Source organism: Sphingomonas sp. GC_Shp_5 (assembly GCF_026540855.1).
Taxonomy (GTDB): domain Bacteria; phylum Pseudomonadota; class Alphaproteobacteria; order Sphingomonadales; family Sphingomonadaceae; genus Sphingomonas.
The window spans coordinates 36263-62745 of sequence record NZ_JALNUP010000014.1 but is presented as its reverse complement, the minus strand read 5'-3'; the positions used below and the strand labels follow the sequence as shown (position 1 = coordinate 62745).

Sequence of the window (26483 nt, the reverse complement as noted above, 5' to 3'; positions counted from 1 at the left end):
CTTGCCGCTAGGATGCCGCGATGACAGGGCTTTCACCGGCGGAACAGGCAGCAGTCGACCGGATCGACCAGGCAGCGATGCTTGCCCGGGTGGAACATTGGTCGGCCATTAACAGCGGCACCCGCAACCTCGCCGGCGTTGCCACCATGGCCGGCCTGCTCGCCGACGCGGCCGCCGCGCTGCCCGCCACCATCCGCCTCGTCGCACCAGCGCCGGTCGACGCGCTCGACGCCGACGGCCGGGTCGATGCCCTGGCGCACGGCCAGCATCTTCACGCGGTGGTCCGCCCGCAGGCGCCGGTACAACTGCTGTTCACCGGCCATATGGACACGGTCTACGGCCGCGATCACCCGTTCCAGGCCCTCCGTCATCGCGACGACGGCACGCTCAACGGTCCCGGCGTTGCCGACATGAAGGGCGGCCTTGCGGTGATGCTCGCCGCGCTCGATGCGGTTGAGACCAGTCCTGCGGCGGCCGACCTCGGCTATGAGATCGTGATCAACAGCGACGAGGAAACCGGGTCGCTGTCATCGGCATCGCTGCTCGCCGAGGCGGCGCGCGGCAAGCACGCCGCACTCACCTACGAGCCCGCGCTTGCCGACGGCACGCTCGCCGGCGCACGCGGCGGCACCGGCAATTTCTCGATCCTGGTCCGCGGCCGCAGCGCCCACGCCGGCCGCAACCCCGATGATGGCCGCAATGCGATCGTCGCCGCCGCCGATCTCGTGCTCCGCCTCGCCGAGGCGCGCAGCCCGCACCTGTCGGTCAACCCCGCCCGGATCGATGGCGGTGGCCCCAACAACGTCGTCCCCGACCTCGCGGTGGTGCGCGTCAACTTCCGCCCGGCGAATATGGACGAAATCGTCCGCGCCGAGGCACATATCGACGAAGCCATCGCCGCGGTCGCCGCGCGGCACGACGTCCACCTCGAGCTCCACGGTAGCTTCAACCGCCCGCCCAAGCCGATCGACGCGGGCGCCGCCCGCCTGTTCGCGCTGATCCGCGAAGCCGGCGGTGATCTCGGACTCCATATCGGCTGGCGCGCGACCGGCGGGGTGTGCGACGGCAACAACATCGCGGCAGCAGGGGTACCGGTGGTGGATACGATGGGGGTTCGCGGCGGTGCAATCCATTCAGCCGACGAATATATGATCGTCGACAGCCTCGCCGAACGCGCGGCGCTGTCCGCCGTCACCATCCTGCGCCTTGCCGCACGGGGCCGGCCATGAGCTTTCGCATTCGCGCCGCCACCGTCGACGATCTCCAGCATCTCTACGAAATGGCCAAGCTCACCGGCGGCGGCTTCACCAACCTGCCTCCCGACCGCCGCGCGCTGCGCGCCAAGCTCGAGCGCAGCGACGAGGCGTTCGCCCGCACCGACGACAGCCTGGCCGACGAGGCCTTCGTGCTGGTGCTCGAGAATGTCGCCACTGGCGACGTCCGCGGCACCTGCCAATTGTTCACCCAGGTCGGGCAGCGTCACCCCTTCTACAGCTATCGGCGCGGCACGCTGACCCAGCATAGCAAGGAGCTCGGCCGCACCTTCCGTGCCGAGATGCTCTCGCTCGCGACCGATCTGGAGGGAAGCTGCGAGGTCGGCGGGCTGTTCCTCCACCCCGGCGAGCGCGCCGGCGGGCTTGGCCTGCTGCTCGCGCGCAGCCGCTACCTGTTTATCGCCGCGCACCGCGCGCGCTTTGCCGATCGCATCCTCGCCGAACTGCGCGGAATCATCGACGAGGCCGGCGGCTCGCCGTTCTGGGACGGGATCGCCGGCCGCTTCTTCGGCATGAACTTCCAGGATGCCGACGAATTCAACGCGATCAACGGCCACCAGTTCATCGCCGATCTGATGCCCAAGCACCCGGTGTACATCGCCATGCTCACCGACACCGCTCGCGCCGCGATCGGCCTGCCGCATCCCAACGGCCGCGCCGCGATGCGCATGCTCGAGAACGAAGGCTTCGCCTTCGACAATTACGTCGACATTTTCGATGGCGGGCCGACTATGACCGCGCGCACCGATCGGGTGCGCTCGGTGGCCGAGGCGAAGCACGCCTCGGTGATCGCGATTGATGCCGATGGCGGGGTGGAATCGCTGGTCGCCACCGGCCGGTTGGCGGACTTCCGCTGCACCTTCGGGCAGGTGCGCACGGTGGGCGACACCGTGGTGCTCTCCACCGACTGCGCCTGGGCGCTCGGCGTCAACGAGGACGATGACGTGCTTCACGTGGGCCGCTGGTGAGCGCCGGGATGAAGCTGGTCGAGATCAATTTCGACGGCATCGTCGGGCCGAGCCACAATTATGCCGGCCTGTCGCCGGGCAACCTCGCCGCCACCGCGCATGCCGGGCAGCTGTCGCGCCCCCGCGCCGCCGCGCTGCAGGGCATTGCCAAGATGCGCGCCAACCTCGCGCTCGGGCTCGTCCAGGGTATCCTGCTGCCTCATCCCCGCCCCGATCACCGCTGGCTGGCGGCGCTCGCCACCACCCAGGCCGACGCTCCCCGGCACTTCCAGGCGCAGGCGATGTCCGCCTCGGCGATGTGGGCCGCCAATGCCGCGACTGTATCGCCCGCGCCCGACACTGCCGACGGCCGCTGCCACCTCTCGGTCGCCAATCTGATGACGATGCCGCATCGCAGCCACGAGTGGCCCGAGACGCTCGCCCAGCTCCGCCTCGCCTTCGCCGCCGACGCCTTTGCCGTCCACGGCCCGATCCCGGCGCCGTTCGGCGACGAGGGTGCCGCCAACCACATGCGGCTGTGCGCGCGCCACGACACGCCGGGGATCGAGATCTTCGTCTACACCCTGCCCGGTGGCCCCTTCCCCGCGCGCCAGCATCGCGATGCCAGCGAGGCGGTCGCGCGCGCCCACCGGCTCGATCCGGCGCGCACCCTCCTGGTCCAGCAATCACCTGAGGCGATCGCCGCCGGCGCCTTCCACAATGACGTCGTCGCGGTCGCCAACGAGCGCGTGCTGTTTGCGCACGAACAGGCGTTCGCCGACCGGGACGGCTTCTACGCCGATTGCCGCCGCCTGCTGCCCGAGGTCGAAATCGTCGAGGTGCCCGCTGCCGAGGTCAGCCTCGCCGATGCAATCGCTTCCTATCTGTTCAATGCGCAACTGGTGACAACCGCCGCCGGCATGGCGCTGGTGGTGCCGAGCGAGGCGCGTGCCAACCTCGCGGTATGGGGCTGGCTGAAGCGCCACGTCGCCGGCAACGGCCCGATCCGCCGGGTCGAGGTGGTCGACGTCACCGAATCGATGGCGAACGGCGGTGGCCCGGCGTGCCTGCGACTGCGCGTCGTCGCCGCTCCGGCCACGGTCGATCCGCGCTTCCTGGTCGACGAGGCCGCGCTCGATCGGATCGCCGCGACCGTCACCGCCACTTGGCCGAGCGAGATCGATCCCGGCGATCTCGGCCGCGACGCGCTGATCCGCAATGTCGAGGCCGCGCGTGCCGCTCTATTGGAAACGTTGCACCTGTCGGGTTAACTGACAGCTAACCATGTCAGCCTCGGCTGGAGTGGCGCATTTGCGCGATTGGCATTGTCCTTGCTGATCACCCGGCATGTGGAATCGTATCCGTCGCCTGTTCATCATCAAGACCAAGTTCGAGGCCTTCCTCATCATCTACGGCCTCGGGCTCGGCGCGGTGGAACGGGGCATGCACTATCTCCAGCAATATCCCGGCTATGGCGGCTGGCTGCTGTTCGCGGTCTGCCCGATCGCGGTGTTCATGGCCGGCGGCCAGCTGATCGATTCGGTCGAGCGCCGGCAGGCAGACCCGCACGCCCGCTAGGGCGCGGCACAGGATAAGTTGATCGCGCGCGGCGAACCGGCCACTATTTGAGGTGGCATGAGCGGGCCCACCCATCTCGATCGCCTCGAAGCCGAGAGCATCCACATCCTGCGTGAAGTCGTCGCCGAGGCCGAGCGCCCGGTGATGCTCTATTCGATCGGCAAGGATTCCGCGGTGATGCTGCATCTCGCGCGCAAGGCCTTCTTCCCGGCACGGCCGCCGTTTCCGTTGCTCCATGTCGACACCACCTGGAAGTTCCAGGCGATGTATGCGCTGCGCGACCGCGCCGCGGCGGCGGCGGGCATGGAGCTCATCGTCCACAAGAACCCCGATGCCGAGACGGCCGGGATCAACCCGTTCGATCATGGCAGCCGCCACACCGACCTGTGGAAGACCGAGGGGCTGAAGCAGGCGCTCACCGCCGGCGGCTATGATGCGGCGTTTGGCGGCGCCCGGCGCGACGAGGAGAAGAGCCGTGCCAAGGAGCGGATCTTCTCGTTCCGTTCGGCTGGCCACGGCTGGGATCCCAAGGCGCAACGTCCCGAGCTCTGGCATCTCTACAACGCCCGCATCCACCGCGGCGAGAGCATCCGCGTCTTCCCGCTGTCGAACTGGACCGAGCTCGACATCTGGCAGTACATCCTCGCCGAGGGCATCGAGATCGTGCCGCTCTACCTCGCCGCACCGCGACCAACGGTGGAGCGCGACGGCATGCTGCTGATGGTCGACGACGATCGTTTCAGGCTGCGCGACGGTGAGGTGCCGGTCCAGCGCTCGATCCGCTTCCGCACCCTCGGCTGCTATCCGTTGACCGGTGCGGTGGAGAGCGAGGCGACCACGCTGACCGCGGTGATCCAGGAGATGCTGCTCACCACCACCTCCGAACGCCAGGGCCGGGCGATCGACCACGATCAGAGTGCGAGCATGGAAAAGAAGAAGCGCGAGGGGTATTTCTGATGGGCCACTCCTCCCGCGTCCGCGTCGCCGGGGCAGACGCATGACCGCCTACACCCCCGACGCGCTGGTCGCCGCCGACATTCACGCCTATCTCGACCTTCACGCGCGCAAGTCGATGCTGCGGTTTATCACCTGCGGCTCGGTCGACGACGGCAAGTCGACGCTGATCGGTCGCCTGCTTTACGATTCCAAGACGATCTTCGAGGACCAGCTCGCCGCGCTCGAGGCGGACAGCCGCCGGCTCGGCACGCAGGGGCAGAACATCGATTTTGCCTTGCTGGTCGACGGCCTCGCCGCCGAGCGCGAGCAGGGCATCACCATCGACGTCGCCTATCGCTTCTTCGCCACCGAGAAGCGCAAGTTCATCGTCGCCGATACCCCGGGTCACGAACAATATACCCGCAACATGATCACCGGCGCGTCGACCGCCGATTGCGCGGTGATCCTGATCGACGCGCGCAAGGGCGTGCTCACCCAAACGCGGCGCCACTCGTTTCTCGCGCATCTGATCGGCATCCGCCACATCGTGCTCGCGGTGAACAAGATGGATCTTGTCGGCCATGATCAGGCGCGTTTCGACGCTATTGTCGCCGATTATGGCGATTTCGCCGCCTCGATCGGCGTCGCCTCCTTCACCGCTATCCCCCTGTCCGGCCTCAGCGGCGCCAATGTCGCGAGCGCCTCGCCAGACATGCCCTGGTACACCGGCCCGGCGCTGCTGCCGCATCTCGAGGCGATCCCGGTCGAAGCTGATCGCGCCGCCGCGGCGCCGTTCCGCATGCCGGTGCAATGGGTCAACCGCCCCAACCTCGACTTCCGCGGCTTTGCCGGCACGATCGCCAGCGGCACGGTCCGCCCCGGCGACGCAGTGCGCCTGGTGCCCTCCGGCCGCACCACCAGCATCGCGAGGATCGTCAGCTTCGCCGGCGACCGCGACCAGGCGAGCGCCGGCGACGCGGTTACCCTGGTGCTCGCCGACGAGGTCGATTGCTCGCGCGGCGACGTCATCGCCGCGGCCGATCACCCGCCCGAGGCCGCCAACCAATTCCTGGCAACGATGGTCTGGCTCGCCGACAATCCGCTGGTTCCCGGCCGCGGCTATTGGCTCAAGCTCGGCACCCAGACGGTCGGCGCCACCGTCCAGCCGCCGCGCCACGTGGTCGACGTCAACACCCAGGCCGAGCTCTCCGCCAAGACGCTGGCGCTCAACGACATCGGCGTCGCCGAGGTGTTCACCGACCGGCCGGTCGTGTTCGCGGCTTATGCCGAGTCGCAGGAGCTCGGCGGCTTCATCCTGATCGATCGCGAGACCAACGCCACCGTTGCCGCCGGCATGATCGCCCACGCGCTGCGCCGTGCGCAGAACGTCCACTGGCAGTCGATCGACATCGGCCGCGAGGCGCACGCCCGCCAGAAGGGCCAGGCACCGCGGCTGCTGTGGTTCACCGGCCTGTCGGGCTCGGGCAAGTCGACCATTGCCAACCTCGTCGAGAAGAAGCTCCACGCGCTCGGCCGCCACAGCTTCCTGCTTGACGGCGACAACGTCCGCCATGGCCTCAACAAGGATCTCGGCTTCAACGATGCCGACCGAATCGAGAACATCCGCCGGGTCGGCGAGGTCGCCAAGCTGATGACCGATGCCGGGCTGATCGTGCTGACCGCCTTCATCTCGCCGTTCCGCGCCGAGCGCGCGCTGGTCCGCAGCCTGCTGCCCGCCGGCGAGTTCGTCGAGATTTTCGTCGACACGCCCCTGGAAACCGCGGAAGCTCGCGACGTGAAGGGATTGTACGCCAAGGCGCGCGCCGGAGAGATCGCGCATTTCACGGGCATCTCCAGCCCGTATGAGGCACCCGAGGCGCCCGAGATCCGCATCGACACCCGGCGCGAGAGCCCGGAGGCCGCTGCCGAGCGGATCGTCGAGCATGTGCTCGGCGTGTGGAGCCCCGACCTGTGACTGATGCCGATCTTGCCCGCGCGATCGCGCTCGAGGCCGGCGCGCTGCTGCTCGACATCCGCGCCCACAGCGGCTGCACCGGCCGCACGCTGGGCGACCGCGGTGACGAGGATGCCAACCAGCTGATCATCAGGCGCCTGCGCGCCGCGCGCCCGGCCGATTTCATCCTCTCGGAGGAGTCGATCGACGACACCGCCCGCTGTGCCGCCAGCCGGGTGTGGATCGTCGATCCGCTCGACGGCACCCGCGAATATGCCGAAGGGCTCGCCGACTGGGCGGTCCACATCGGCCTCGCGGTGGACGGCCGCCCCAGCATCGGCGCGGTCGCGGTGCCTGCCGCCGGCAAGGTCTATGTCACCGGCGACGCGCCTTATGACCACCCCTGCAGCAACCCGCCGCGGATGGTGGTCAGCCGCACGCGTGCGCCCGACGTCGCCCGCCGCGTCGTCGAGGCGCTCGGCGCGACGCTGATCCCGATGGGCTCGGCCGGTGCCAAGGCGATGGCGGTGGTCGACGGCCGCGCCGATATCTACCTGCATGACGGCGGCCAGTTCGAATGGGACAATTGCGCGCCCGCCGCAGTCGCGCTCGCCGCCGGGCTGCACGCGTCGCGGATCGACGGCGCGCCGCTGGTCTACAATTGCCACAACCCGCTGTTGCCCGACCTGCTGATCTGCCGCCGCGACCTCGCCGCCCCGGTGCTCGCCGCGATCGCCGCAGCGGGCTGACCAGACCGGGCGAATGCCGCTCACCCGTTCGTCGGTTGCCGTTGGACGTCCTCCCCCGCCGGGCGCGCGCCCGCATAGCGCCGCGCGATCAGCGCGCAGGCGATCAGCTGGATCTGATGGAACAGCATGATCGGCAGCAGCACCACGCCGACCTGCGCCGGCGGAAACAGCACGCCGGCCATCGGCACGCCCGACGCGAGGCTCTTCTTCGAGCCGCAGAACAGCAGCACGATCGCATCCTCGCGGCTGAAGCTCAGCGCCCGCCCGACCAGCCAGGTCACCGCCAGCACCACGGCGAGCAGGATCGCGCACAGCAGCAGGATGACGCCGAGGCTTGCGGGCGACACCCGGTGCCACAGCCCCTCGACCACCGCGGCGCCGAACGCACTATAGACCACCAGCAGGATCGACCCGCGATCGACCACGCCGAGCAGCGCCTTGTGGCGGCTGACGAAGCCGCCGATCCACGGCCGCAGCAACTGCCCGGCGACGAACGGCACCAGCAGCTGCAGCACGATCGACTCGACGGCGCCGAGCGAGATGCCGCTGCCGCCGCCGCCCATCCCGCCGATCAGCACCGCGACCAGCGCCGGGGTCAGCACGATGCCGATCAGGTTGGAGAAGGACGCGCTGCACACTGCCGCGGCGACGTTGCCGCGCGCGATCGCGGTGAAGGCGATCGAGGATTGCACCGTCGAGGGCAGCAGGGTGAGGAACACCATGCCGATCGCAACCGGCGCGGTGAGCCCGGGCACGTGGCTCATCGCGATCCCCAGCAACGGAAACAGCACGAAGGTGGTCGCCAGCACCGCAGCGTGCAGCCGCCAGTTGCGCGCGCCCTCCCAGATTGCCTCGCGCGACAGCTTGGCGCCATGAAGGAAGAACAGCAGCACGATGCCGATGTCGGCGGCGTAAGCGACGATGGTCGCCGCCTCGCCTCGCGCAGGCAGAACGGTGGCGAGCAGCACGGTGCCGAGCAGCAACAGAATGAAGGGCTCGAACAGCGACAGGAAACGGCGGATCATCACGCGGCCTTAGCGGCGCACACCGCCCTTTGGCACCCCCCAACGCCGGGAGTAGGCCGGGTCAGGCGATCCGCTTCAGCCGCATCGCCGACCAGTCCTGATCGATCGCGATCTGACTCACCGTGTCGAGCCCGCGCGCGATCATCGCCGCGCGGATCAGATCGCGATTGAGGTCCTTGGCCAGCGCGGAGGTCAGTTTGGGATAGGCGACCCACAGGAGGCAGCCCGCGCCGACGCGCGGCAGCCATCTGTCGAGGCCCGTGTCGAGCGCCGCCCGGTCCGTCGCGAACAGCAGCACCACCTCGGCCTGGTCCGGCGCGACCCGCGCCTCGACCTGGCCGATCGCGGCGTCGACCGGGGCGGGCGCATCGATCACGGCGAGGCGACGATCGCCTTTTACCTGCAGCCGTTCGGCAATCGGCTTGTCCGACATCGCTTGCTCCCGACATCGCCGGCGTCGCTGCCCGGCGATGCGAATGTATCGCTCCCCGTGTCGATGCGAAAGGCTGCGCCGATCGTCGGCGCCACAAACGACAATCCCCGCCAAGCCGGGGCTTGAGCGGGGATGGTAGTGGTGCACCCAGAGCGATTCGAACGCCCGACCCTCAGATTCGTAGTCTGATGCTCTATCCAGCTGAGCTATGGGTGCATTGGAGGCGCGCTGATAGCAGACGCGTCGAACCGCGCAAGTGCGTTGCGTCACTTTTCTCCGCCGCATAGACCCGCACCATGAAAATCACCGTCGCCGCCCTCGCGTGCCCGATCGTCCTCGCCCCGCTGCTCGCGGCCTGCGCCACCGATTCCGGCGCTTATCCCTCGCTGGCGCCGCGCCCGATCGAAAAGCTCGGGTTCGCCGAACCCGTCACCAAGCCCGTGGAGGCCAAGCCGGATCCGGCGCTCGACGCCAGGATCGCGACGCTCGGCACCTCGCTCGAGGGCATCGCCAAGGGCTTCGCGGCGGATGCCGCCAAGGCTGATGCGGCAGGCCGCAAGGCGCGCGGTGCCGCGGTCGGCAGCGATGCCTGGCTCGATGCGCAGACCGCGCTTGCCCAGCTCGACGATTGGCGCGCGCAGGCGTCGTCGCTTCTCACCGACCTCGACCAGGCCGCGAGCGATCGCGCCGCGAGCCTAGCGCCCGACTATCCGGCGCTGACCACCCTGCGCGGCAAGGCCCAGGAAGAGGTCGACGCGCAGACCGCGACCATCACCCGCCTGCAGCACGCCCTGCCCGCCGCCTAGGTTCAGGAGCGGGAGGCGCCGATCAATGCTGCCGCCACTTGAGCAGCGGCAGGATGGTCGAATAATCGTCGGTCCAGGCGGCGAACCCCGGCCGGGCGTGGATCGGCGCCCAATCGGTGTCGAGCGCCTTGAGCGCCTTTAACGCATTGGGGTTGCGCGATAGCGCGATCCATTGGCTCGCCGAGGCATCGGGCTCGAGCGGGCTCGGCCGATACATCAGCTGCAGCGCGCTCCAGCCGCCGTCATGCGCCGCAGCGGCCACCACGGGTTCCAGATCGAGGAAGCGGTTGGAGATGTGCACCAGCAGCAGCCCGTCGGGCGCGACCACCCGCGCATAGGTCGCGAACGCCTCGGCGGTCATCAGATGCATAGGAATCGCGTCGGACGAGAAGGCGTCGAGCGCGAGGAGATCGAGGCTCGCCGGCGTATCGTGCGACAGGCTGATCCGCGCATCGCCGAGCCGGATGGTCGGCCGCGGCAGGCAATCATGCAAATAGGTGAACTGCCCGGTGTCGCGCGCGATCCGCACCACCGCGGGGTCGATCTCGTAGAAGCGCCATTGCTGGCCAGGCTTGGCATAGCAGGCGAGCGTGCCGGTGCCGAGCCCGACCACGCCGACTCGCGCGTGGGGGCCATAAAGTGCGTCGAGCAGTTCCATCGCCTGGCCGACCCCCGAGCCGCGCGCATAATAAGTGGTCGGCGTGCGTTCGCGCGCCGGGCTGCCCTTGAGCTGGATGCCATGCACCGTGGTGCCGTGATCGAGCTCGCGCACCCCGGGCCGTTCGCGCACGGTGTAGACGCCGAAATAGCTGCGCGTCCGCGCCCCGCTCTCCCACGACAAGGCCACCGAGCGATAACCGCCGAACAGCGTCAGCGCCGCGGCGAGGATGATCGCATAGGGCAGCTTGTTGCCGACCGAGACCAGCCCGATCCCGGCGATGACGATGAAGGCCATGCCCTGATGGCCCTCGCCGAACAGATCCTGCGGGCCCGCGAAGGTCAGCACGAACAAGATCAGCAGCGCGACGCCGATCGCGCCATAGGCGGCGAACTTGCCGTTGCCCCACCATAGATCGCGAATCCGGGCGGTGAGATAGACCTGCGGCACCAGCAGCCCGGCAGCGAAGATCAGCAGCGGATATTCATAGGTCCAGTCGAACAGCACCGGGGCGATCAGCCCGGCGAACACGCCGCCGAGCGCGCCGCCGAGCGCCATGGCGAGATAGAAGCCGGTCAGCCGGTCGGGCGCCGGGCGCAGCCGGTAGAGGTGGGTGTGCAGCGCCACTGAGACCATGAACAACAGCAGTAGCGCCATCGAGACGTTGATCAGCGGCTGGGCGTTGAACCCGCCGATCATCACGCCGCCGAACAGCAGCACCGTGATCGGCGCCACCCGGGTGAGCAGGTCCGCGGTCTCGCGTCGTGCGGCGAAGGCGATGGTGAAGCTCAGCAGGTAGAGGCCGAGGGGGAGCACCCACAGCAGCGGCATCGCGACGATATCGGTGGTAATATAGGTCGAGGTGGCCAGCATCAGCCCCGAGGGTACCAGCGACAGCGCGATCCAGTGGAGCACGCGGCGGCGACTGGCGGGCGCGCTGGTCGGCAGCACATGCGCGGCGACCGCGGCACGCGGCAGCCGGGTCGCGCAGGCGAGCACCAGGGCGATCACCAGCAGATAGCCGCCGCTCCACAGCCAGCTCTGGCCATGCAGCGCCATCAGCGGCTCCACCAGCAGCGGATAGGCGATCAGCCCGGCGAAGCTGCCGACGTTGGACGCAGCGTAGAGTGCATAGGGATCACCGCCGCGGCTCGACAGCGCGAACCAGCGCTGCACCAGCGGCGCCTGCGCCGCGATCGCGAAGAACAATGGCCCAATCGACGCGCCGAGCAGCAGCGGCACGCCAAGCGCGGGCGTGAGTGTCGCCGGCAGATCGAGCGCGACGAGGCCGATCGGCAGCCAGGCCGCGGCGACCAGCAGCACGCCAAGGTGGATCGCCGCCTGCGCGCGCGGCTTCAGCGCGCCCAGCGCATGCGCATAGGCATAACCGCCGAGCAGCAGCGTCTGGTAGACCAGCATCGCCGAATTCCACACCGCCGGCGCGCCGCCGAGCCGCGGCAGCGCCATCCGCGCCACCATCGGCTGGACCAGGAACAGCAGGAACGATCCGGCCAGGATGGTGAGCACGAACAAGGCCCGGCCGCCCCGCCCCATCGTGCCGGCCCCATTGGCCGCGGCGGAATCAGCCATTCATCAGCCGCGCGGCATGAGCGGCATGATAGGTCAGCACGCCCGAACAGCCGGCGCGCTTGAACGCCATCAGCGTCTCCATGACCAGCGCGTCGCGGTCCCCCGCACCGGCCGCAACCGACGCCTCGATCATCGCATATTCGCCCGATACCTGATAGGCGAACACCGGCACCTCGAAGCGCTGTTTCACCCGCACGATGATGTCGAGATAGGGCAGCCCGGGCTTGACCATCACCGTGTCGGCGCCCTCGGCCAGGTCGAGCGCGACTTCGCGCAGCGCCTCCTCGGCATTGGCATGGTCCATCTGGTAGGTCTTCTTGTCGCCCTTCAGCAGCCCGCGGCTGCCGACCGCGTCGCGGAACGGGCCGTAGAAGCCGCTGGCATATTTGGCGGCATAGCTCATGATCTGGACATTGTGGGCGCCCTCTCCCTCCAGCGCAGCGCGGATCATGCCAATCCGGCCGTCCATCATGTCCGATGGCGCGATGATGTCGGCACCGGCCCGCGCCTGGTTGAGCGCCTGCTCGATCAGCAGCTCGGCGGTGGTGTCGTTGACGACATAGCCGGCGTCGTCGACCAGCCCGTCATGACCGTGGCTGGTGTAGGGGTCGAGCGCCACATCGGCGAGCACGCCGACCTCGGGCACGGCCTGCTTGAGCGCACGGATCGCGCGGCACATCAGATTGTCCGGGTTGAGCCCCTCGCGGCCGTCCGGAGTCTTGAGTTCAGCCGGCGTGTAGGGGAACAGCGCCACGCACGGAATGCCGAGATCGCGGGCTTCCTTGCCGCGGGCGACGATGCCGTCAACCGACCAGCGCGACACCCCCGGGAGCGCCCCGATCGGCTGTTCCACGCCCTCACCATCGACCACGAACATCGGCCAGATCAGGTCGGCAGGCGTCAGCACGGTCTCGGCGTGCAGGCGCCGGCTCCACGCGCTGGCACGGGTGCGGCGAAGACGAAGGGCGGGATAGCTGGACATGCGCCGGCTTTGCGGGATCGGACGGCGAATGCCAAGCGTTGCGGGGGCGTAACATGGGGGAATGATCGAGTGAACGCCATCAAGTCCGCCGCGCTGATCGTCAACGCCAAGTCGCGTAAGGGACAGCGGCTGTTCGAGCGCGCCTGCGCGGCGATGGCCGATCTGCCCTATCCGGTCGACGCGCATGCGGTGGAGGAACCGGAGGATCTAGAGAACACGGTCAACAAAGCACTGGCGAAAAAGCCCGACCTCGTCATCCTCGGCGGCGGCGATGGCACGATCAGCGGCCTTGTGGACCTGCTGGTCGGCAAGAATGTGATCCTCGGCGTGCTCCCGCTCGGCACCGCCAACAGCTTCGCGCGCACGCTCGGCGTGCCGCTCACCGTCGAGGGCGCCATCGAGGTGCTGCGCAGCGGCCATCCCAAGCGGATCGACCTCGGCATGATCGACGGCGACTATTTCGCCAATTGCGCGGCGATGGGGATCAGCCCGCAGATCGCCGAGACGGTGCCGCACAACCTCAAGAAGGTGCTCGGCCGGGTCGGCTACCTCGGCTGGGCGGCGTGGCAGTTCGTGCGCTTTCGGCCGTTCACGCTGATCGTCGGCGACGGCACGCAGGAGCATCGCATGAAGGTGGTCGAGGTGCGCATCTCCAACGGCCCCTATCACGGCGGCCAGGAACTGGTGGACGCCGCCGAGGTCGATTCGGGCGAGATCGTCATCCAGGCGGTGTGCGGCCACGTTAAGCGCAACCTCGTCAAGAACTGGGTCGCCAGCGTGTTCCGCCACGACGCCCGCCACGAGCATACCCGTGACTTCCGCGGCAAGAGCCTCACCGTCCGCACCGAGCCGCCGTTGCCGATCTCGATCGATGGCGAGGTGCTGGCCAAGACCCCAGTGACTGCGAAGATCGCCGCCGGGGTGATCGAGGTAATGGTGCCGAACGAGGCGTAGCACCAAGACCTGCCCCGCGTCGGATCAGCATGGCTCGGGTTCACCCCGTCGGTTGCAACCGCCCGCCTGGCTCGCCCGCGGCATGGGCATGCTCGCCGGCCTCGTCGGCATCCGGCGGCACCACCACCGAGCCGTGCCGCCAATTGCCGTACCGATAGTAAGCGATCGCCATCGCCAGGTTGACGCCCGAGCCGAGCGGGAAGCTCCACCACAAGGCATCGGCCCCGATCCATTCCCGCGCGCCGAGCGCGAAGCCGAGCCGCACCGGATACATGGCAATAATCAGGCAGATCAGCGGCGCGATCACCGCGCCATTGGCGCGCACGGTGGCGAACAGCACCATCGTCATGCCGAAGATCACGAAGTTCCAGCTCGCGATCAGCTGGATATGGCGCGCGATCGGCAGTGCCGGCGAGCCGCCGGTGACGAACAGCGTCATCACTTCGCGATCGAACAGCAGGATCGCCACCACCATCACCCCGGTCAGCCCGACGGTGTAGAACAGGCCGTAGCGGGTGATGTTGCCCACCCGGTCCCAGCGGCCGGCGCCGATGTTCTGCGCCGCCATCGCGCTTACCGCGGCACCGATCGCCATCGCCGGCATCTGGATATAGGTCCACAATTGCTGGCTCACCGCATAAGCCGCGGCGGTATCCACGCCCAGCCGGTTGACCAGCCCGACCATGGTCAGCCCCGCGGTGCTCATCACCAGCATCTGTGCGCCCATCGGCAGCCCCTTGCGGATGATCGTCGCCGCCAGCGTGCGGCTCGGCACCAGCCAGGCGAGCTCATGGCCCTTCAGCAGGATCGGCAGGTCGCGCGCATAGACATAGGCGACCAGCCCGAGCGCCGACACATGGTTGGCGATCAGCGTCGCCGTCGCCGAGCCCGCGATCCCCATCTTGGGAAACGGCCCGATCCCGGCGATGAGCAGCGGGTTGAGCCCCGAATCGAGCACCACGCTCAGCCCCATGAACCACAATGGCGTCATCGAATCGCCGGTGCCGCGCAGCCCCATCATCAGCAGCACCAGCAGCATCGATGCGGGCAGGCCGAGGAAGATCACCTGGAGGTAATCCTCCGCCAGCCCCATCGCGCTGCCGGGCGTCGCGAGCAGCCTCAAGATATTGGCCGAGAACATCCAGCCGGCGAGCGCGATGACGACCGAACCGCCGAGCACCAGCCCCACCGCCGAGCCGAACGCCCGCCGCGCGCCTTCAAGGTCGCGCCGCCCGAAGCTCTGCCCGACCAGGATGGTGGCCGCCATGCCGAAGCCAAACACCGCGCCGAACATCAGGAACATGATGATATTGGCGTTGGACGTCGCCGCCAGCGCGCCCTCGCCGAGGAAGCGTCCGACCCAGATCGTGTTGATCGAGCCGTTCAGCGACTGGAGGATGTTGGAGCCCAGCGTCGGCAGCGCGAAGGCGAGCAACGTCGAGCCGATCGAGCCGCTGGTGAGGTCACGCTGGGGCTTCGCCAAATCCTGTCCTCTCCTGCGGTGTGGATCGCTCAACCGTCGAGGGCTGAAGGCGATCCCACCCGCTTGTTCCGCGACCAACACCGTCACGCCAGCGAACGCTGAGCCTCATGCGGCTCCTTCCAGGATTGAGCCGCACGAGATGCCAGCCTGCGCTGGCATGACGACCGGCGGCTACCCCAGCCGCGCCAGCGCCGCGCCCAGCCGCTCGGCCTCGGCCGCCTTGTCGGCATGATCGGCCTTGGCCTTCTCCACCGCCTCGGGCTTGGCGCGCTCGACGAAGCTCGCATTGCCGAGCCGCCCGGCGAGCGCATCGCGTTCCTTGGCGGCGGCGGCGATCGCCTTAGCGAGCCGCGCCTTTTCCGCCTCGAGATCGATCACGCCCTCGAGCGGCAGCACATAGGTCGCCTCGTCGACCACCACCTGCGCCGCGCCACCCTGGGCGTCACCCGCGGCGAGCGTCACCCGCGCCAGCCGCGCGAGCACCGCCGCCTGCCGCTCGAGCCGCGCCGCGGTCTCGCTGCCGGCGTCGCGGACGTGGAGCGCCAGCCGCGCGCCCGGCGGCACGTTGAGCTCGGTCCGCGCCGCGCGCACCTCGCTGACCAGCCGGATCAGCCAATCGATCTCCTGCTCCGCCGCGGGATCGAGGCTGCGCGCATCCGCCATCGGCCAGTGCGCGACGATCAGGTCGTGCCCGCGTGGCGCCCCCGCGGGCGCCATCGCGTGCCACAGCTCCTCGGTGATGAACGGCATGAACGGGTGGAGCAGCACCAGGATCTGGTCGAGCACCCAGCCAGCGACCGCCTTCGATTCGGCGTCGATCTGCCCACGCTCGTCGCCGACCGACACCGGTTTGATCAGCTCAAGATACCAGTCGCAGAAACGGCTCCACACGAACTGGTAGATCGCATTGGCGGCGCCATCGAAGCGATAGTCGGCCAGCGCCAGATCGACCGCCTGCACGGTACGGATGGTCTCGGCGATGATCCACTGGTTGACCGCGAGCGACGCCTCCGGCGCCTCGAGCGTCGTCGACCCGCCGATGCCATTGGCCTGGCAGAAGCGGCTGGCGTTCCACAGCTTGGTCGCGAAGTTGCGATAGCCCTCGACGCGCTTCTCATCCATCTTGATGTCGCGGCCCTGGCTCTCCATCGCCGCCATGAAGAAGCGCAGCGCATCGGCGCCATATTGGTCGATCAGCCCCAGCGGGTTGACGACATTGCCCTTCGACTTGGACATCTTGGCGCCATCGGCGGCGCGGACCAGCCCGTGGAGATAGAGCGTGCGGAACGGCACCGCCTCCATGAAGTGCAGCCCCTGCATCATCATCCGCGCATCCCAGAAGAACAGGATGTCGAAGCCCGAGATCAGCACGTCATTGGGATAGCGGCCGCCCAGCGTCGGATCGGCGGGGTCGGGCCAGCCCAGCGTGGCGAACGGCCACAACGCGCTCGAGAACCAGGTATCGAGCACGTCGGGATCGCGCACCAGCGCCACTCCTTCGCCGGCCTCAGCCTGCGCCTCCGCCTCGGTTTCGGCGACGAACACCCGGCCGTCGCCGGCGAACCATGCCGGGATTTGATGGCCCCACCACAATTGCCGCGACACGCACCACGGCTGGATGTTCTCCATCCAGTTGAAGAAGGTCTTCTCCCAGGTCTTGGGGACGATCTTGATCTTCTCCGAGCGCACCGCCTCAATCGCCGGCTGCGCCAGCGTCGCCGCGTCGACATACCATTGATCGGTCAGCCACGGCTCGATCACCACGCCCGATCGGTCGCCATAGGGCGTCTGGATCGTGCGCGGTTCGGCGTCATGCGCCTCGCCATCCTTGTCGAGGTGCGCGACGAGCACGCCCGCATCCTTGAGCAGCTGAACAATCGCCTTGCGCGCCTCGGCGCGATCGAGCCCGATCAGCGCATCGGGGATCAGCCCGTCGGCGGTCTGGACGATCCGCGCCTTGGCATCGAGCATGTTGAGCATGTCGCGCGCGGCGATCCCGGCGCGCACGCCGACCTCGAAGTCGTTGAAGTCGTGCCCCGGCGTGATCTTCACCGCACCCGAGCCGAGCTCGGGGTCGGCATGGTCGTCGGTGATGATCGGGATCAGCCGGCCGGTGATCGGCAGGCGCACCTGCTTGCCGACCAGCGCCGCATAGCGCTCGTCGCTCGCGTTCACCGCCACCGCCATGTCGGCGAGCATCGTCTCGGGCCGCGTCGTCGCCACCCGGATGGTGCCGCTGCCGTCGGCAAGCGGGTAATCGAGGTGCCAGAAGCTGCCCTTGATCTCGCGCGTCTCCACCTCGAGATCCGAGATCGCGGTGCCGAGGCCCGGGTCCCAATTCACCAGCCGCTTGTCGCGGTAGAGCAGCCCCTGGCTGTGGAGCTCGACGAACACCTTGAGCACCGCCTTGGAGAAGCCTTCGTCCATGGTGAACCGCTCGTTGGCCCAGTCCATCGAGCAGCCGAGCCGGCGCAGCTGCTGGGTGATCTCGCCGCCGCTCTCCTGCTTCCACGCCCACACCTTGGCGATGAAATCCTCGCGGCTGAGGTCGGTGCGCTTCTCGCCCTGCGCGGCCATCTGCCGCTCGACCACCATCTGCGTGGCGATGCCGGCATGATCGGTGCCGACCACCCACAATGCGTCCTTGCCCTTGAGCCGCGCGTGGCGGACGAGGATGTCCTGCAGCGTGTTGTCGAGCGCATGGCCGATATGCAGGCTGCCGGTGACGTTGGGCGGCGGGTTGACGATCGTCCACGGTTCCGCCCCCGGACGGTCGGGGCGGAACAGCCCGTTCGCCTCCCAATGCTGGTACCAGCGGGTTTCGATCGCGGCGGGGTCGAAGGTCTTGGGAAGGTCGCTCATGCGGGTGGCTTTAGCGGGGCAAGTCGCGGTTCGTCACCCCCCGCCGGGCTCTACCACCAAGCTGCCAGCTCGGCCCTCATCCGCTACCCCCGCACCGATCCGTCACCCCAGCGAACGCTGGGGTCTCAAGCGGCTCCTGTCCGCCCGCGCCCCACGAGACGCCAGCTTTCGCTGGGGTGACGGCGTCAGAGCAATATCGACAACGGAACGCCTACTTCCCCGTCCACTTATTCATCCAGCCCAGCACCTCGCGATACCATTGCCGGCTGTTGGCAGGCTTGAGCACCCAATGGTTCTCGTTCGGGTTCACCACCAGCCGTGACGGGATGCCGCGCCGCTGCAGCGCGGTGAACGCCGCCAGCCCCTGGGTGTAGGGGATACGGAAGTCCTTCTCGCCGGTGATCACCAGCATCGGCGTCTTCCAGTCCTGGACGTAGTTGACCGGGTTCCACTTCTCGAACGCGGCAGGGTCTTCGTAATAGGCCTTGCCGCCATGCTCCCACTCGTCGAACCAGAGTTCCTCGGTCTCGTACGCCATGGCGCGGGCGTCGAACACGCCGTCATGCTGGACGATGCACTTGAAGCGATCTGCCCAGCGGCCTTCGATCCAGTTCATCATATAGCCGCCATAGGAGGCGCCGAGCGCACAGGCGCGATCCCCGTCGAGCCAGCCAAACCTGGCGGTTGCTGCGGCGAGGCCCTTCTGCAGGTCCTCGAGCGGCGCGCCACCCCAATTGTTGCTGATCGCATCGGTGAAGGCCTGGCCGTAACCGGTCGACCCATGGAAATCGACCGCGACCAGCCCGTAACCACCGCCGGCGAACACCGCCGGATTCCACCGGTACGACCAGCTGTTGTCGCTCGACCCCTGCGGCCCGCCGTGGACCATATAGGCGACCGGCACCTTGCCGGTGCTGCCATAGGGCTTCACCGCATAGCCCCAGACGGTATCGCCATGCGCCCCGACGAAGTTGAAGCGGGAGACGCTCGGCATGTCGATCCCCGCAAGCCGGGCAGCGTTGACGCTGGTCAGCCGCGCCGGTCGGCCCTTGCCCGCGAGGCTGTAGAAATCGTCCGGCGCCACCAGGCTGTTCATCGAGAACACCACGCCCTTCGGCGTCACCGCCACGCCGGAGACATGGCCCTCGCGCGTCAGCCGCGTCGGCCTGCCGCTCGCCACATCGACCGACCACAAGGGGTTTTCCTGCGTGTCCTGCGCGGTGACGTAGATCTTCTTCGAATCGGCCGACCAGTTGATCGAGCCGACCGACCGGTCCCACCCCTCGGTCAGCGCGCGCACCTGCCCGCTGGCGAGATCGCGCACCATCAGCACCTGCCGATCGGATTCGAATCCCGGTCGCTTCATCGCCACCCAGGCAAGGCTGCGGCCATCGGGCGATACCGTGGGCAGCGTGTCGGTCGCCTGGTTGGCGGCGGTGAGATTGACCGGCGCCGCCGAGCCGTCCGCCGGTGCCGACCAGAGATCGAGGTTGGTCGAGCGCGGCTCGGTGGTGCCGGCGACGCGCAGCGCGAAATAGACGGTCTTGCCATCCGCGCTCCACGACGTTTCCTCGGCTCCGCCATAAGGCCGCGACGGCGTATCGCCGTCCAGCCCATGCTCGATGGCGACGCCGTCGCCCGGCGCGCCCGCTGGCGTCAGCGGCAGCACGAACAGCTGCGAGTGGGTGCCGTCCGCCCATGTATCCCAGTGGCGCACGAACAATTTGTCATACACACGCGCCTCGCCGGCGCCGGGATCCTTCTTGGCGAGCGCCGGCGCCAGGCTCGGCGCGTTGGGCAGCCGATCGGCGAAGATCAGCACCTTGTCAGCCGCCGGTGATACCTTGAAGCCGGCGAACCCGCCCTGGAACCCGGTCAGCTTGCGCGGCGCGCCGCCAACCACCGGAATCGACCAGAGGGCGTCGTCGCCGCCCTTGTCCGACTAGAAGTAGACCGTGCTACCCACGATCTGCGGCGCATTCTCGTTGACCTCGGGTTCGGCGAGCAGCGGCTCGGGACGCGCGCCCTTGCGTGCCAGGTCGAGCTTCCACAGGTCATAGCGGCCGCGGTTGGCGGCCAGATCGGTCTCGCGCTGCGCCCACACCAGCCAGCGCCCGTCGGCCGACACGGTTGGCGCGCCGATCCGGCTGAGCGTGGTGACATCGTCGATGGTCAGCTGGCGGGCGGCGGCCGGGGCCGCGAGCGTGAGGGCGAGGGCGAGCAGGCTCGCGGCGAGGGTCTTCTTCATGCCGCAGGTAGAGCAGATCGCGATCGGCCGGGCAACGACGCGCCGCGGGACTCTGGCGCTTATCCCAGCCAACCGTCATCCTGAATTTGTTTCAGGATCGCATAGAAGCGGCAGGTGACGGACGCTGAAACAAGTTCAGCATGGAGTCGACGGAGCCGACGCAGCGGACACCCCGCCACGTCAGCCATCGAGCTTCCTCAGCGCACCTGCGCGGTAAGCTTGGCGATCTCGCGCGCGACGATGGTCTCGACCATGTCGGGCAGATGGGCATCGAGCCAGTCGCGCAGCATCGGCCGCAGCATCTCGCGGACCAGTCCCTCGAGCGTGCCGTCGCCATTGGCATCGGGCTTGGTGATCAGCTTGCTGAGCGTCTCGAGCGCGCCGAGGCTCGCCGCGGCAGTCTGTTGCGACAGGATGGATTCGGGCTGCTGGCTGGTCATGGCTGGCTTGGGCGCAAGCGCCTCTGGCTCCTGTTGCGGGATGGATGGCGCCGGCGCGGGCGCCGCTGCCTTGGGGGCCTTCACCGGCTGCAGATGGGGCGGGACGCGCGGCGCGGGCGCCGGCTCGGCGCGCGCGATCGGCTCGGGAATGGGATCGCTGAGTTCGAGCACTTCGCTGTCGTCATCGTCGTCATAGGCGTCGACGACGGGGGCCGGCGCGGCGCGCGGCGCGCGGCGGGTGCGCGGCTGGCTGCCGTCCCCCTCCTCGGCGATGATCCGTTTGATCGACGACAGAATCTCTTCCATCGACGGTTCGACGCTCAAATCTCCCATCGCCCTGTTCACCCCTGTGCGACCCGCCCTAACGGCGGCTCGGTGCGTCAGCACCTGTCGTCAATGCCGGGCTCCTGTCAACCGGCGTATCGAGCAAAGGATCCGATGGCTTCGTGACTGTGGCATTTTGCGCAGGGCTCGCGGCGGTCGAGGTCGCCACCGCCGCCGGCTCGCCGTCGCTGGAGAAATCGCTGATCTTGTGGTGGACGCGGTTGTAGTTCGCCACCGGATCATACAACGGGCCGCCGTCCAGCCCCAGGTCGCGCGCCTCGGCATTGCCCATCGCCGCGAGTAGCGCAAAGCCCGCGACATAAGCGTCGCGCCGCGCCGTCACCAGCGTCACCTGGCTGTTGAGCAATTCCTGCTCGGCGTTGAGGATGTCGAGGATGGTGCGATTGCCGACGCCATTCTCGGCGCGCACGCCCTCCAGGCTGAGCTTGTTGGCGTTGACCGCGACCTCAGACGACTGGATCACCTGCTGCGCCGAGGTCCAGGCCGCATAGGCCGATCGGGTCTGCGCGATCACCGCGCGCTCGGTCGCTGTGGCATTTTCGATCGCCTGCGAGCGCAGCGCCTCCGCCTGGCGGACCTGCGCGCCGACCCGTCCGCCCTGGAACAGCGGCACGGTCACGCCCACCCCGAGCGTCCCCGAGGTGCCGGACTGGCCGACGCGGATGCCGCTGCCGGCGCCGAGGGCGCCGAGATAGTTATAATAGTTGCCGCCGCCGCCGATCGATATCTGCGGCAGCCGGCCGGCCTTGGCGACATCGATGTCATAGCGGGTGGCATCGCGCAGCCGTTGCGATGCCAGCAACTGCGGGCTGTCGCGCAGCGCGGTGGTCACCGCGATCTGCGGCGTCGCCGGCAGCCCCGGGATCGCCGGCGGCTCCTCGAGCGTCACCGGCGGGGTCCCGATCACGCGGATATAGGTCTCGCGGCTGGTGATCAGGCTCGCCTCGGCCGATTGCAGCTGCCCGCGCGCCACCGCCAGCCGCGCCTCGGACTGGGCGACATCGGTGCGGGTGAGATCGCCGACCTGGAAGCGGTCGCGGCTCGCCTGAAGATTGACCTCGAGCACGCGAACGTTCTGCTGGTTGAGCCCGACGATCGCCTCGTCGCGGATCACGTCCATGTACGACTGGACGACCGCGGTGAAGAGATCCGATTCGGTGCCGCGCAAGGTTGCCCGGCCCGCGTCCACCCGGGTCTTGGCCGCGGTGATCGCGTTGCGCACGCCGCCGCCGTTGTAGATCGGCACCGACACCGTTCCCGAACTGGTCAGCTGGCGCGCCGGATTGGCGAAGCTGTTGTTGCCGTTGAGCACATTGTTGCCATCGGCGGCGAACAGATTCTCGGTGTAGTTGCCGGTGAGGCTGATCGAGGGCAGCCCGGCGGCGCGCGCGATCGGCACATTCTCGTCGGTAGCGCGCTGCGCCGCGCGCTGCGCGGTGATCGTCGGATTGTCCTTGTAGGCCTTGATCAGCGCATCGCGCAGCGTCTCCGCCCCGGCGGGTGCGCCGGTCAAGACCAAGGCTGCCCCGGCAAGGAGCAGAAGCCGTGTCGTCATTCTCCTCCCCTCCCCCGGGATCAGTCTAGAAGCGAAATCCTGTCGGCGTCGAAAAGCCCGGCAGCTTCGCGCATTCGCTGTCGGCAAAGGCGCTGAGCCCAAAACCGCCATCGGTCTTGCGGCCGCTGGCGAGCCGCGTCACGCCGTGATCGATCAGCCCGGTGACCACGCGCCCGTCGGGCTTAACCTGGCCGACCAGCGCATCGGGCACCGCCTCGATCGCGCCGTCGATCACCAGCACGTCATAAGGTCCCCCGGCAGGATGGCCGCCGGTGAGCGGTGCCTCGACCAGCTCGACCGTACCGAACCCGGCGAGCGCTTCGCGCGCCAGCGTCACCAGCGCCGGATCCTGCTCGACCGCGACGACATGCGCGACGATCTCGGCGAGGATCGCTGCGGTATAGCCGCCCGCGGCGCCGATCAGCAGCACCCGATCGGTCGGACGCAGATAGGCTTCGGTGAGCAGCCGCCCGGTCGCCATCGGCAGGTTGATGGTGCGCCCGCCGCTCACCGGCAGCAGCGCGTCGCGATAGGCGATCTCGCGCAGCTCGGCGGGCACGAACGCCTCGCGCGGCACCCGCGCCATCGCCGCGATCACGCGTTGATCGCTCACCGCGGTGGTGCGCAACTGGCTGGACACCATCGCTGTACGCATCGCCTGCGACGATGACGAAAGGGCGCCCTGGAACTCGGCAGTATCGAAGCTGGTCGTCATGATTACCCCTGTCGCATAACTGTCTTAGCCATGCAATACACTTCTTGGTCAGCCGATCTGTACCGCGCAGCAGGGGCGTCGCCAAGCGGATGCTGCGCCCGGTGCGTCCTCGCCACCAAAAATGCCATTCCGGCTCGCGGTGGGCCTCGGGTCGTTGCGTCTGGCCCGCCGCCGGTCTTGCCCGTAGAGGGCGGCGATGCTCCCAGCTTATTACCACCGCTTCATCGATTGGATCGGCGACGGCACCGGCCTGCCCGACACGATGCTCCACATCCACGCCGGCATGGCGGTGCTGATGATCGCGCGGGTGCTCAGCCGCCGCTCGCTCGGCAGCTTCGTGCCGCTGTCGGTGGTGGCGCTCGCCGAAGGGATGAACGAGCTGATGGACCGGCTCAACTACGGATCGTGGCGCTGGGAGGACACCTCGTCGGACATCGTCAACACGATGTTCTGGCCGACGGTGATCTGCCTCGGCATCCGCTTCCGGCCGTTGCTGCGGCACCGCCGCTGACGGCACGCCCGGAGCTGGAAGGTGGAGGCCCGACCGGGAATCGAACCCGGGTGCAAGGATTTGCAGTCCTCTGCGTCACCACTCCGCCATCGGGCCTCAGAAGCGTGGGAGGCGCGCAATTGCGTGGTTTTCCCTCCGGCGTCAACGGCCGTCGCCGAAAAGTTTGCAGTCGGATCCGTTCCGGTATTCAGTTTCACGATACGTTCTCCTGTCTCAGCTGCTCGATTTTCTCGAGGATTTCGGGGGCTCGCGTGAACCATTCTCCCTTCAGTCGGTGCTGCCGAAATCCTTCGTGCAGCTCGGCCTCCAAGCCGTAGCTGCCAGGAAAATCAGCGAGCAGCGCGACTTCGTAGGGACATGCCGCCTGGATGTGTCGCAGGCGGCGCGGGAGGTCATAGGTGGTGCCGATCTTCACGGGGCCGTCCGGCACCACGCCCATGAAGTAGATCCTGCAATATGCCGCCTGCGCTTCGCGAGCCTGGAGCACCTTGTGGGCGCCGACCGATTTGAAGGACAGCCCAGCACGCGTGAGCAAAGCGCGATAGTCGTTGATGAAGGCGCGGCTGAACGCCTCCCCCTCCAGTGGGATCACACCCGTCTTATCGTGACGGAAGTACCAGCGGCCCTTTGTCTCGAAGGTGTAGGGCAGCGTCTTTGTTACGCCTGCCACTCCTGAGCCTCCTGCTTTTCCAGCGCGGATTGCGAGGCTTTCCGAGCCGTCAGATATTTCATCGCCATCTGGTAAGTCCTGTGTCCGAGCACCGATGTGGCCTCGCCGATCGTGCAGCCAGCTTCCTCCAGGCGAGCGGCCGCGGCGTAGCGCAGCCCGTGCGGACTCCGGCCCTTCGGCATCTCGTCGAGCGATTCGACGACCGAGCGGACTGATTGTGCAAACGCGTTGGCCGTCACCGGCTTGCCCACGGCGTTGCGGACAATGCGCCCGCCGAACTTCGTCTTGATGGCTTGCAGCCTGGCGCGGAGGATCGGGTGGCAGGCGATGTCGAGCGGCTCATTCGTCTTCGACTGGAGCACCCGGATCGTGTCGCCTTGGAAGGCGCTCCATTCCATGGTGACCACGTCCTCAGCGCGCTGCCCCGTGTAGAGGCATAGCAGCACCGCGGTCTTCACGTGCTCCGGCGCCGCGGCCATGAACATCGCGATCTCGTGCTCGCTCCAGGGCGTGATCGTCTTCGCCCGGGTCTTGAGCTTTTTGATCTTCTCGGCCGGGTTGAAGCCCTCGGGCACCAGATCGTCCTCGCCGGCCCAGGTGTAGAGGCGGCTGACCATCTGCTTGATCTTGTGAGCCTTGCGCGGGGTGCCCGCGTGCTCGTCGCGCAGCGTCTTGATGATCGTCCGGCTGATATAGCGGTACGGCTCTTCGCCGAGCTCCGTCTCCAGCAGGTCGAGCGTGCGTCCGTAATCAAGCTGGGTCGGCTCGCGCAGCGCCTTGAACTCGGCGCTCGCGCGATACCGCTTGATCAGCCAAGCCACGCTGCCGCGGTCCAGCTCGGTCGTCTGCCCGCCAAGGTTCAGCAGCGACGAGTATTTTGCGTGAAACTCGACGTCTCCCGGCTGCCCCGGCAAGGGCACGTTGAGATCGCCCCGGCGGAACCGCCAGTATTTGCCTTTGACGACATAGGTGTAGGGCAGACTAGCCACGGCCATTTTTCCGCTTCTCCAGCCACCGGCGGGTGACTGCGTCTGTTTCTTCCTCGATCTGCTCCGGCGCAAGCGGCTGGCCGTCGAGGCGGTCTGCCCAGCGGTCCAGGTCGTTGATGTCGTAGCGGACGCTGCGGCCGATGTGCTTGGGCTCGGGCCCCTTCTCCCGCAGCGTGGTGGTGCCGATCGACAGGTAGTCGGCGGCTTCCGATTCGCGCATCAGCCGCGGCCAGTAACGGCGCGCCGGCGGCGTTGCCTCGGCGACCATCACGAGCGCGCCTCGATCAACAGGGCCGACGGGGCACCGTTCTGATACTCGAGCGCGATCGGCGCCGAGATCCGCTCGTAGACGGTGGCTCCATCAGCCATGACGACGTTGGGCAGAAAGGCCTGCTCGAATGTCTCCACGCCGCTCTCGACGCTCTCGAGCTTGGCCTTGATCACCAGCATCAGCGCACGGGCGCGCTGCCGGTGCATCTGTAGCATCCTCTCGCGCCGCTGGCCGGCGGGGAGCGCCGTGCCTCGGCCGTTGCGCTGGGGTGTCTCACCGAGCGCTGGAAGGGACACGCGGAAACGCACCAGGCGCTCGGACAGCTCGAACTGGATCGTGAACCGGTCCGGCTCCTCGTATTGAGCCACCCGCTGCGCACCCGCACGCTTCACCAAGCCGACGATCTCAGCAATCGACTTCTCAACGGCGTCACCCGGCTCGATATTATGCCGTTCGTGCCCAATTGCGCGATCCTCAATAACCGCGACCGCACGCCCGATCACAACTT

The 26483-nt window shown here is 68.1% G+C and carries 23 protein-coding genes, 2 tRNA genes and 1 pseudogene; 10 read left to right on the top strand and 16 right to left on the bottom strand.

The genetic code is table 11. The features are described 5' to 3' along the window. Nucleotides 1–20: 20 nt before the first annotated feature. The 7 genes from OXR60_RS12415 to OXR60_RS12385 all read left to right on the top strand — a co-directional run bounded on the left by OXR60_RS12415 (nucleotide 21) and on the right by OXR60_RS12385 (nucleotide 7438). Nucleotides 21–1229 carry a hydrolase gene (locus OXR60_RS12415; RefSeq protein ID WP_267396225.1) on the top strand — a complete coding sequence of 403 codons (1209 nt, stop codon included), beginning with the start codon at nucleotides 21–23 and terminating at the stop codon, nucleotides 1227–1229. Continuing rightward, nucleotides 1226–2242, top strand: coding sequence for an arginine N-succinyltransferase (locus OXR60_RS12410; protein ID WP_267396224.1), 1017 nt, complete (start codon nucleotides 1226–1228; stop codon nucleotides 2240–2242). Before OXR60_RS12415 ends, OXR60_RS12410 begins: the two co-directional genes overlap by 4 nt. An 8-nt stretch (nucleotides 2243–2250) precedes the next feature. Further along, nucleotides 2251–3492, top strand: a complete 1242-nt coding sequence (locus OXR60_RS12405; RefSeq protein WP_267396223.1) for an N-succinylarginine dihydrolase — start codon at nucleotides 2251–2253, stop codon at nucleotides 3490–3492. A gap of 76 nt (nucleotides 3493–3568) precedes the next feature. Continuing rightward, nucleotides 3569–3799: a hypothetical protein gene (locus OXR60_RS12400; protein ID WP_267396222.1), complete on the top strand. Its 231-nt coding sequence runs from the start codon at nucleotides 3569–3571 to the stop codon at nucleotides 3797–3799. A 57-nt stretch (nucleotides 3800–3856) separates the two neighbouring features. Then, the gene (cysD, locus tag OXR60_RS12395; RefSeq protein WP_267396221.1) at nucleotides 3857–4756 is read left to right on the top strand and encodes a sulfate adenylyltransferase subunit CysD; all 900 of its coding nucleotides are present in this window, start codon (nucleotides 3857–3859) and stop codon (nucleotides 4754–4756) included. 40 nt (nucleotides 4757–4796) lie between these two features. Further along, nucleotides 4797–6710, top strand: a complete 1914-nt coding sequence (cysN, locus tag OXR60_RS12390; protein ID WP_267396220.1) for a sulfate adenylyltransferase subunit CysN — start codon at nucleotides 4797–4799, stop codon at nucleotides 6708–6710. Then, entirely contained in the window at nucleotides 6707–7438 is a 732-nt protein-coding gene (locus tag OXR60_RS12385) for a 3'(2'),5'-bisphosphate nucleotidase CysQ (RefSeq protein ID WP_267396219.1), read from the top strand. Before cysN ends, OXR60_RS12385 begins: the two co-directional genes overlap by 4 nt. Before the next feature lie 20 nt (nucleotides 7439–7458). On the opposite strand, the gene OXR60_RS12380 is transcribed toward OXR60_RS12385, so the two are convergent. The 3 genes from OXR60_RS12380 to OXR60_RS12370 all read right to left on the bottom strand — a co-directional run bounded on the left by OXR60_RS12380 (nucleotide 7459) and on the right by OXR60_RS12370 (nucleotide 9112). Continuing rightward, on the bottom strand, nucleotides 7459–8463 hold the full coding sequence (locus OXR60_RS12380; RefSeq protein ID WP_267396218.1) for a bile acid:sodium symporter family protein: 1005 nt from the start codon (nucleotides 8461–8463) through the stop codon (nucleotides 7459–7461). Nucleotides 8464–8524: 61 nt separating this feature from the next. Then, entirely contained in the window at nucleotides 8525–8896 is a 372-nt protein-coding gene (locus tag OXR60_RS12375; RefSeq protein ID WP_267396217.1) for a hypothetical protein, read from the bottom strand. Between the two features lie 139 nt (nucleotides 8897–9035). Continuing rightward, nucleotides 9036–9112 (bottom strand) — tRNA-Arg (locus tag OXR60_RS12370). Nucleotides 9113–9192: 80 nt separating this feature from the next. Between OXR60_RS12370 and OXR60_RS12365 the strand changes: the two genes are divergently transcribed. Next, on the top strand, nucleotides 9193–9702 hold the full coding sequence (locus OXR60_RS12365; protein ID WP_267396216.1) for a hypothetical protein: 510 nt from the start codon (nucleotides 9193–9195) through the stop codon (nucleotides 9700–9702). A gap of 22 nt (nucleotides 9703–9724) precedes the next feature. On the opposite strand, the gene OXR60_RS12360 is transcribed toward OXR60_RS12365, so the two are convergent. Continuing rightward, entirely contained in the window at nucleotides 9725–11950 is a 2226-nt protein-coding gene (locus tag OXR60_RS12360; protein WP_267396215.1) for a fused MFS/spermidine synthase, read from the bottom strand. Further along, entirely contained in the window at nucleotides 11943–12932 is a 990-nt protein-coding gene (gene hemB / locus OXR60_RS12355) for a porphobilinogen synthase (RefSeq protein WP_267396214.1), read from the bottom strand. Before hemB ends, OXR60_RS12360 begins: the two co-directional genes overlap by 8 nt. Before the next feature lie 69 nt (nucleotides 12933–13001). Between hemB and OXR60_RS12350 the strand changes: the two genes are divergently transcribed. Next, nucleotides 13002–13886: a diacylglycerol kinase family protein gene (locus OXR60_RS12350; protein WP_267396213.1), complete on the top strand. Its 885-nt coding sequence runs from the start codon at nucleotides 13002–13004 to the stop codon at nucleotides 13884–13886. A gap of 40 nt (nucleotides 13887–13926) precedes the next feature. On the opposite strand, the gene OXR60_RS12345 is transcribed toward OXR60_RS12350, so the two are convergent. The 6 genes and pseudogenes from OXR60_RS12345 to OXR60_RS12320 all read right to left on the bottom strand — a co-directional run bounded on the left by OXR60_RS12345 (nucleotide 13927) and on the right by OXR60_RS12320 (nucleotide 23534). Then, on the bottom strand, nucleotides 13927–15369 hold the full coding sequence (locus OXR60_RS12345) for an MATE family efflux transporter (protein ID WP_267396212.1): 1443 nt from the start codon (nucleotides 15367–15369) through the stop codon (nucleotides 13927–13929). Between the two features lie 171 nt (nucleotides 15370–15540). After that, nucleotides 15541–18231, bottom strand: a complete 2691-nt coding sequence (locus tag OXR60_RS12340) for a valine--tRNA ligase (protein WP_267396211.1) — start codon at nucleotides 18229–18231, stop codon at nucleotides 15541–15543. Nucleotides 18232–18442: 211 nt separating this feature from the next. Next, nucleotides 18443–20479 (bottom strand): annotated as a pseudogene (locus OXR60_RS12335) (S9 family peptidase). A 197-nt stretch (nucleotides 20480–20676) separates the two neighbouring features. After that, entirely contained in the window at nucleotides 20677–21252 is a 576-nt protein-coding gene (locus OXR60_RS12330) for a DUF2497 domain-containing protein (protein WP_267396210.1), read from the bottom strand. 28 nt (nucleotides 21253–21280) lie between these two features. Next, entirely contained in the window at nucleotides 21281–22819 is a 1539-nt protein-coding gene (locus tag OXR60_RS12325; protein ID WP_267396209.1) for a TolC family outer membrane protein, read from the bottom strand. Nucleotides 22820–22844: 25 nt separating this feature from the next. Then, on the bottom strand, nucleotides 22845–23534 hold the full coding sequence (locus OXR60_RS12320) for a protein-L-isoaspartate O-methyltransferase (RefSeq protein ID WP_267396208.1): 690 nt from the start codon (nucleotides 23532–23534) through the stop codon (nucleotides 22845–22847). A 196-nt stretch (nucleotides 23535–23730) separates the two neighbouring features. Here OXR60_RS12320 and OXR60_RS12315 point away from each other — a divergent pair, with 196 nt between their 5' ends. After that, nucleotides 23731–24045 carry a hypothetical protein gene (locus OXR60_RS12315; RefSeq protein WP_267396207.1) on the top strand — a complete coding sequence of 105 codons (315 nt, stop codon included), beginning with the start codon at nucleotides 23731–23733 and terminating at the stop codon, nucleotides 24043–24045. Nucleotides 24046–24067: 22 nt separating this feature from the next. Here the strand turns inward: OXR60_RS12315 and OXR60_RS12310 are convergent. From OXR60_RS12310 to OXR60_RS12290, 5 genes are all read right to left on the bottom strand, one after another. Then, a tRNA-Cys gene (locus tag OXR60_RS12310) sits at nucleotides 24068–24141 on the bottom strand. Between the two features lie 97 nt (nucleotides 24142–24238). After that, entirely contained in the window at nucleotides 24239–24715 is a 477-nt protein-coding gene (locus tag OXR60_RS20015; RefSeq protein WP_267396206.1) for a GIY-YIG nuclease family protein, read from the bottom strand. Beyond that, nucleotides 24703–25704 carry a tyrosine-type recombinase/integrase gene (locus OXR60_RS12300; protein ID WP_267396205.1) on the bottom strand — a complete coding sequence of 334 codons (1002 nt, stop codon included), beginning with the start codon at nucleotides 25702–25704 and terminating at the stop codon, nucleotides 24703–24705. The genes OXR60_RS20015 and OXR60_RS12300 overlap by 13 nt, the downstream gene beginning before the upstream one ends. Next, nucleotides 25697–25975 (bottom strand): hypothetical protein, encoded by a 279-nt coding sequence (locus tag OXR60_RS12295; protein ID WP_267396204.1) that lies wholly within the window; start codon nucleotides 25973–25975, stop codon nucleotides 25697–25699. The genes OXR60_RS12300 and OXR60_RS12295 overlap by 8 nt, the downstream gene beginning before the upstream one ends. Next, nucleotides 25972–26478, bottom strand: a complete 507-nt coding sequence (locus OXR60_RS12290; protein ID WP_267396203.1) for a hypothetical protein — start codon at nucleotides 26476–26478, stop codon at nucleotides 25972–25974. The genes OXR60_RS12295 and OXR60_RS12290 overlap by 4 nt, the downstream gene beginning before the upstream one ends. Between the last annotated feature and the right edge of the window lie 5 nt (nucleotides 26479–26483).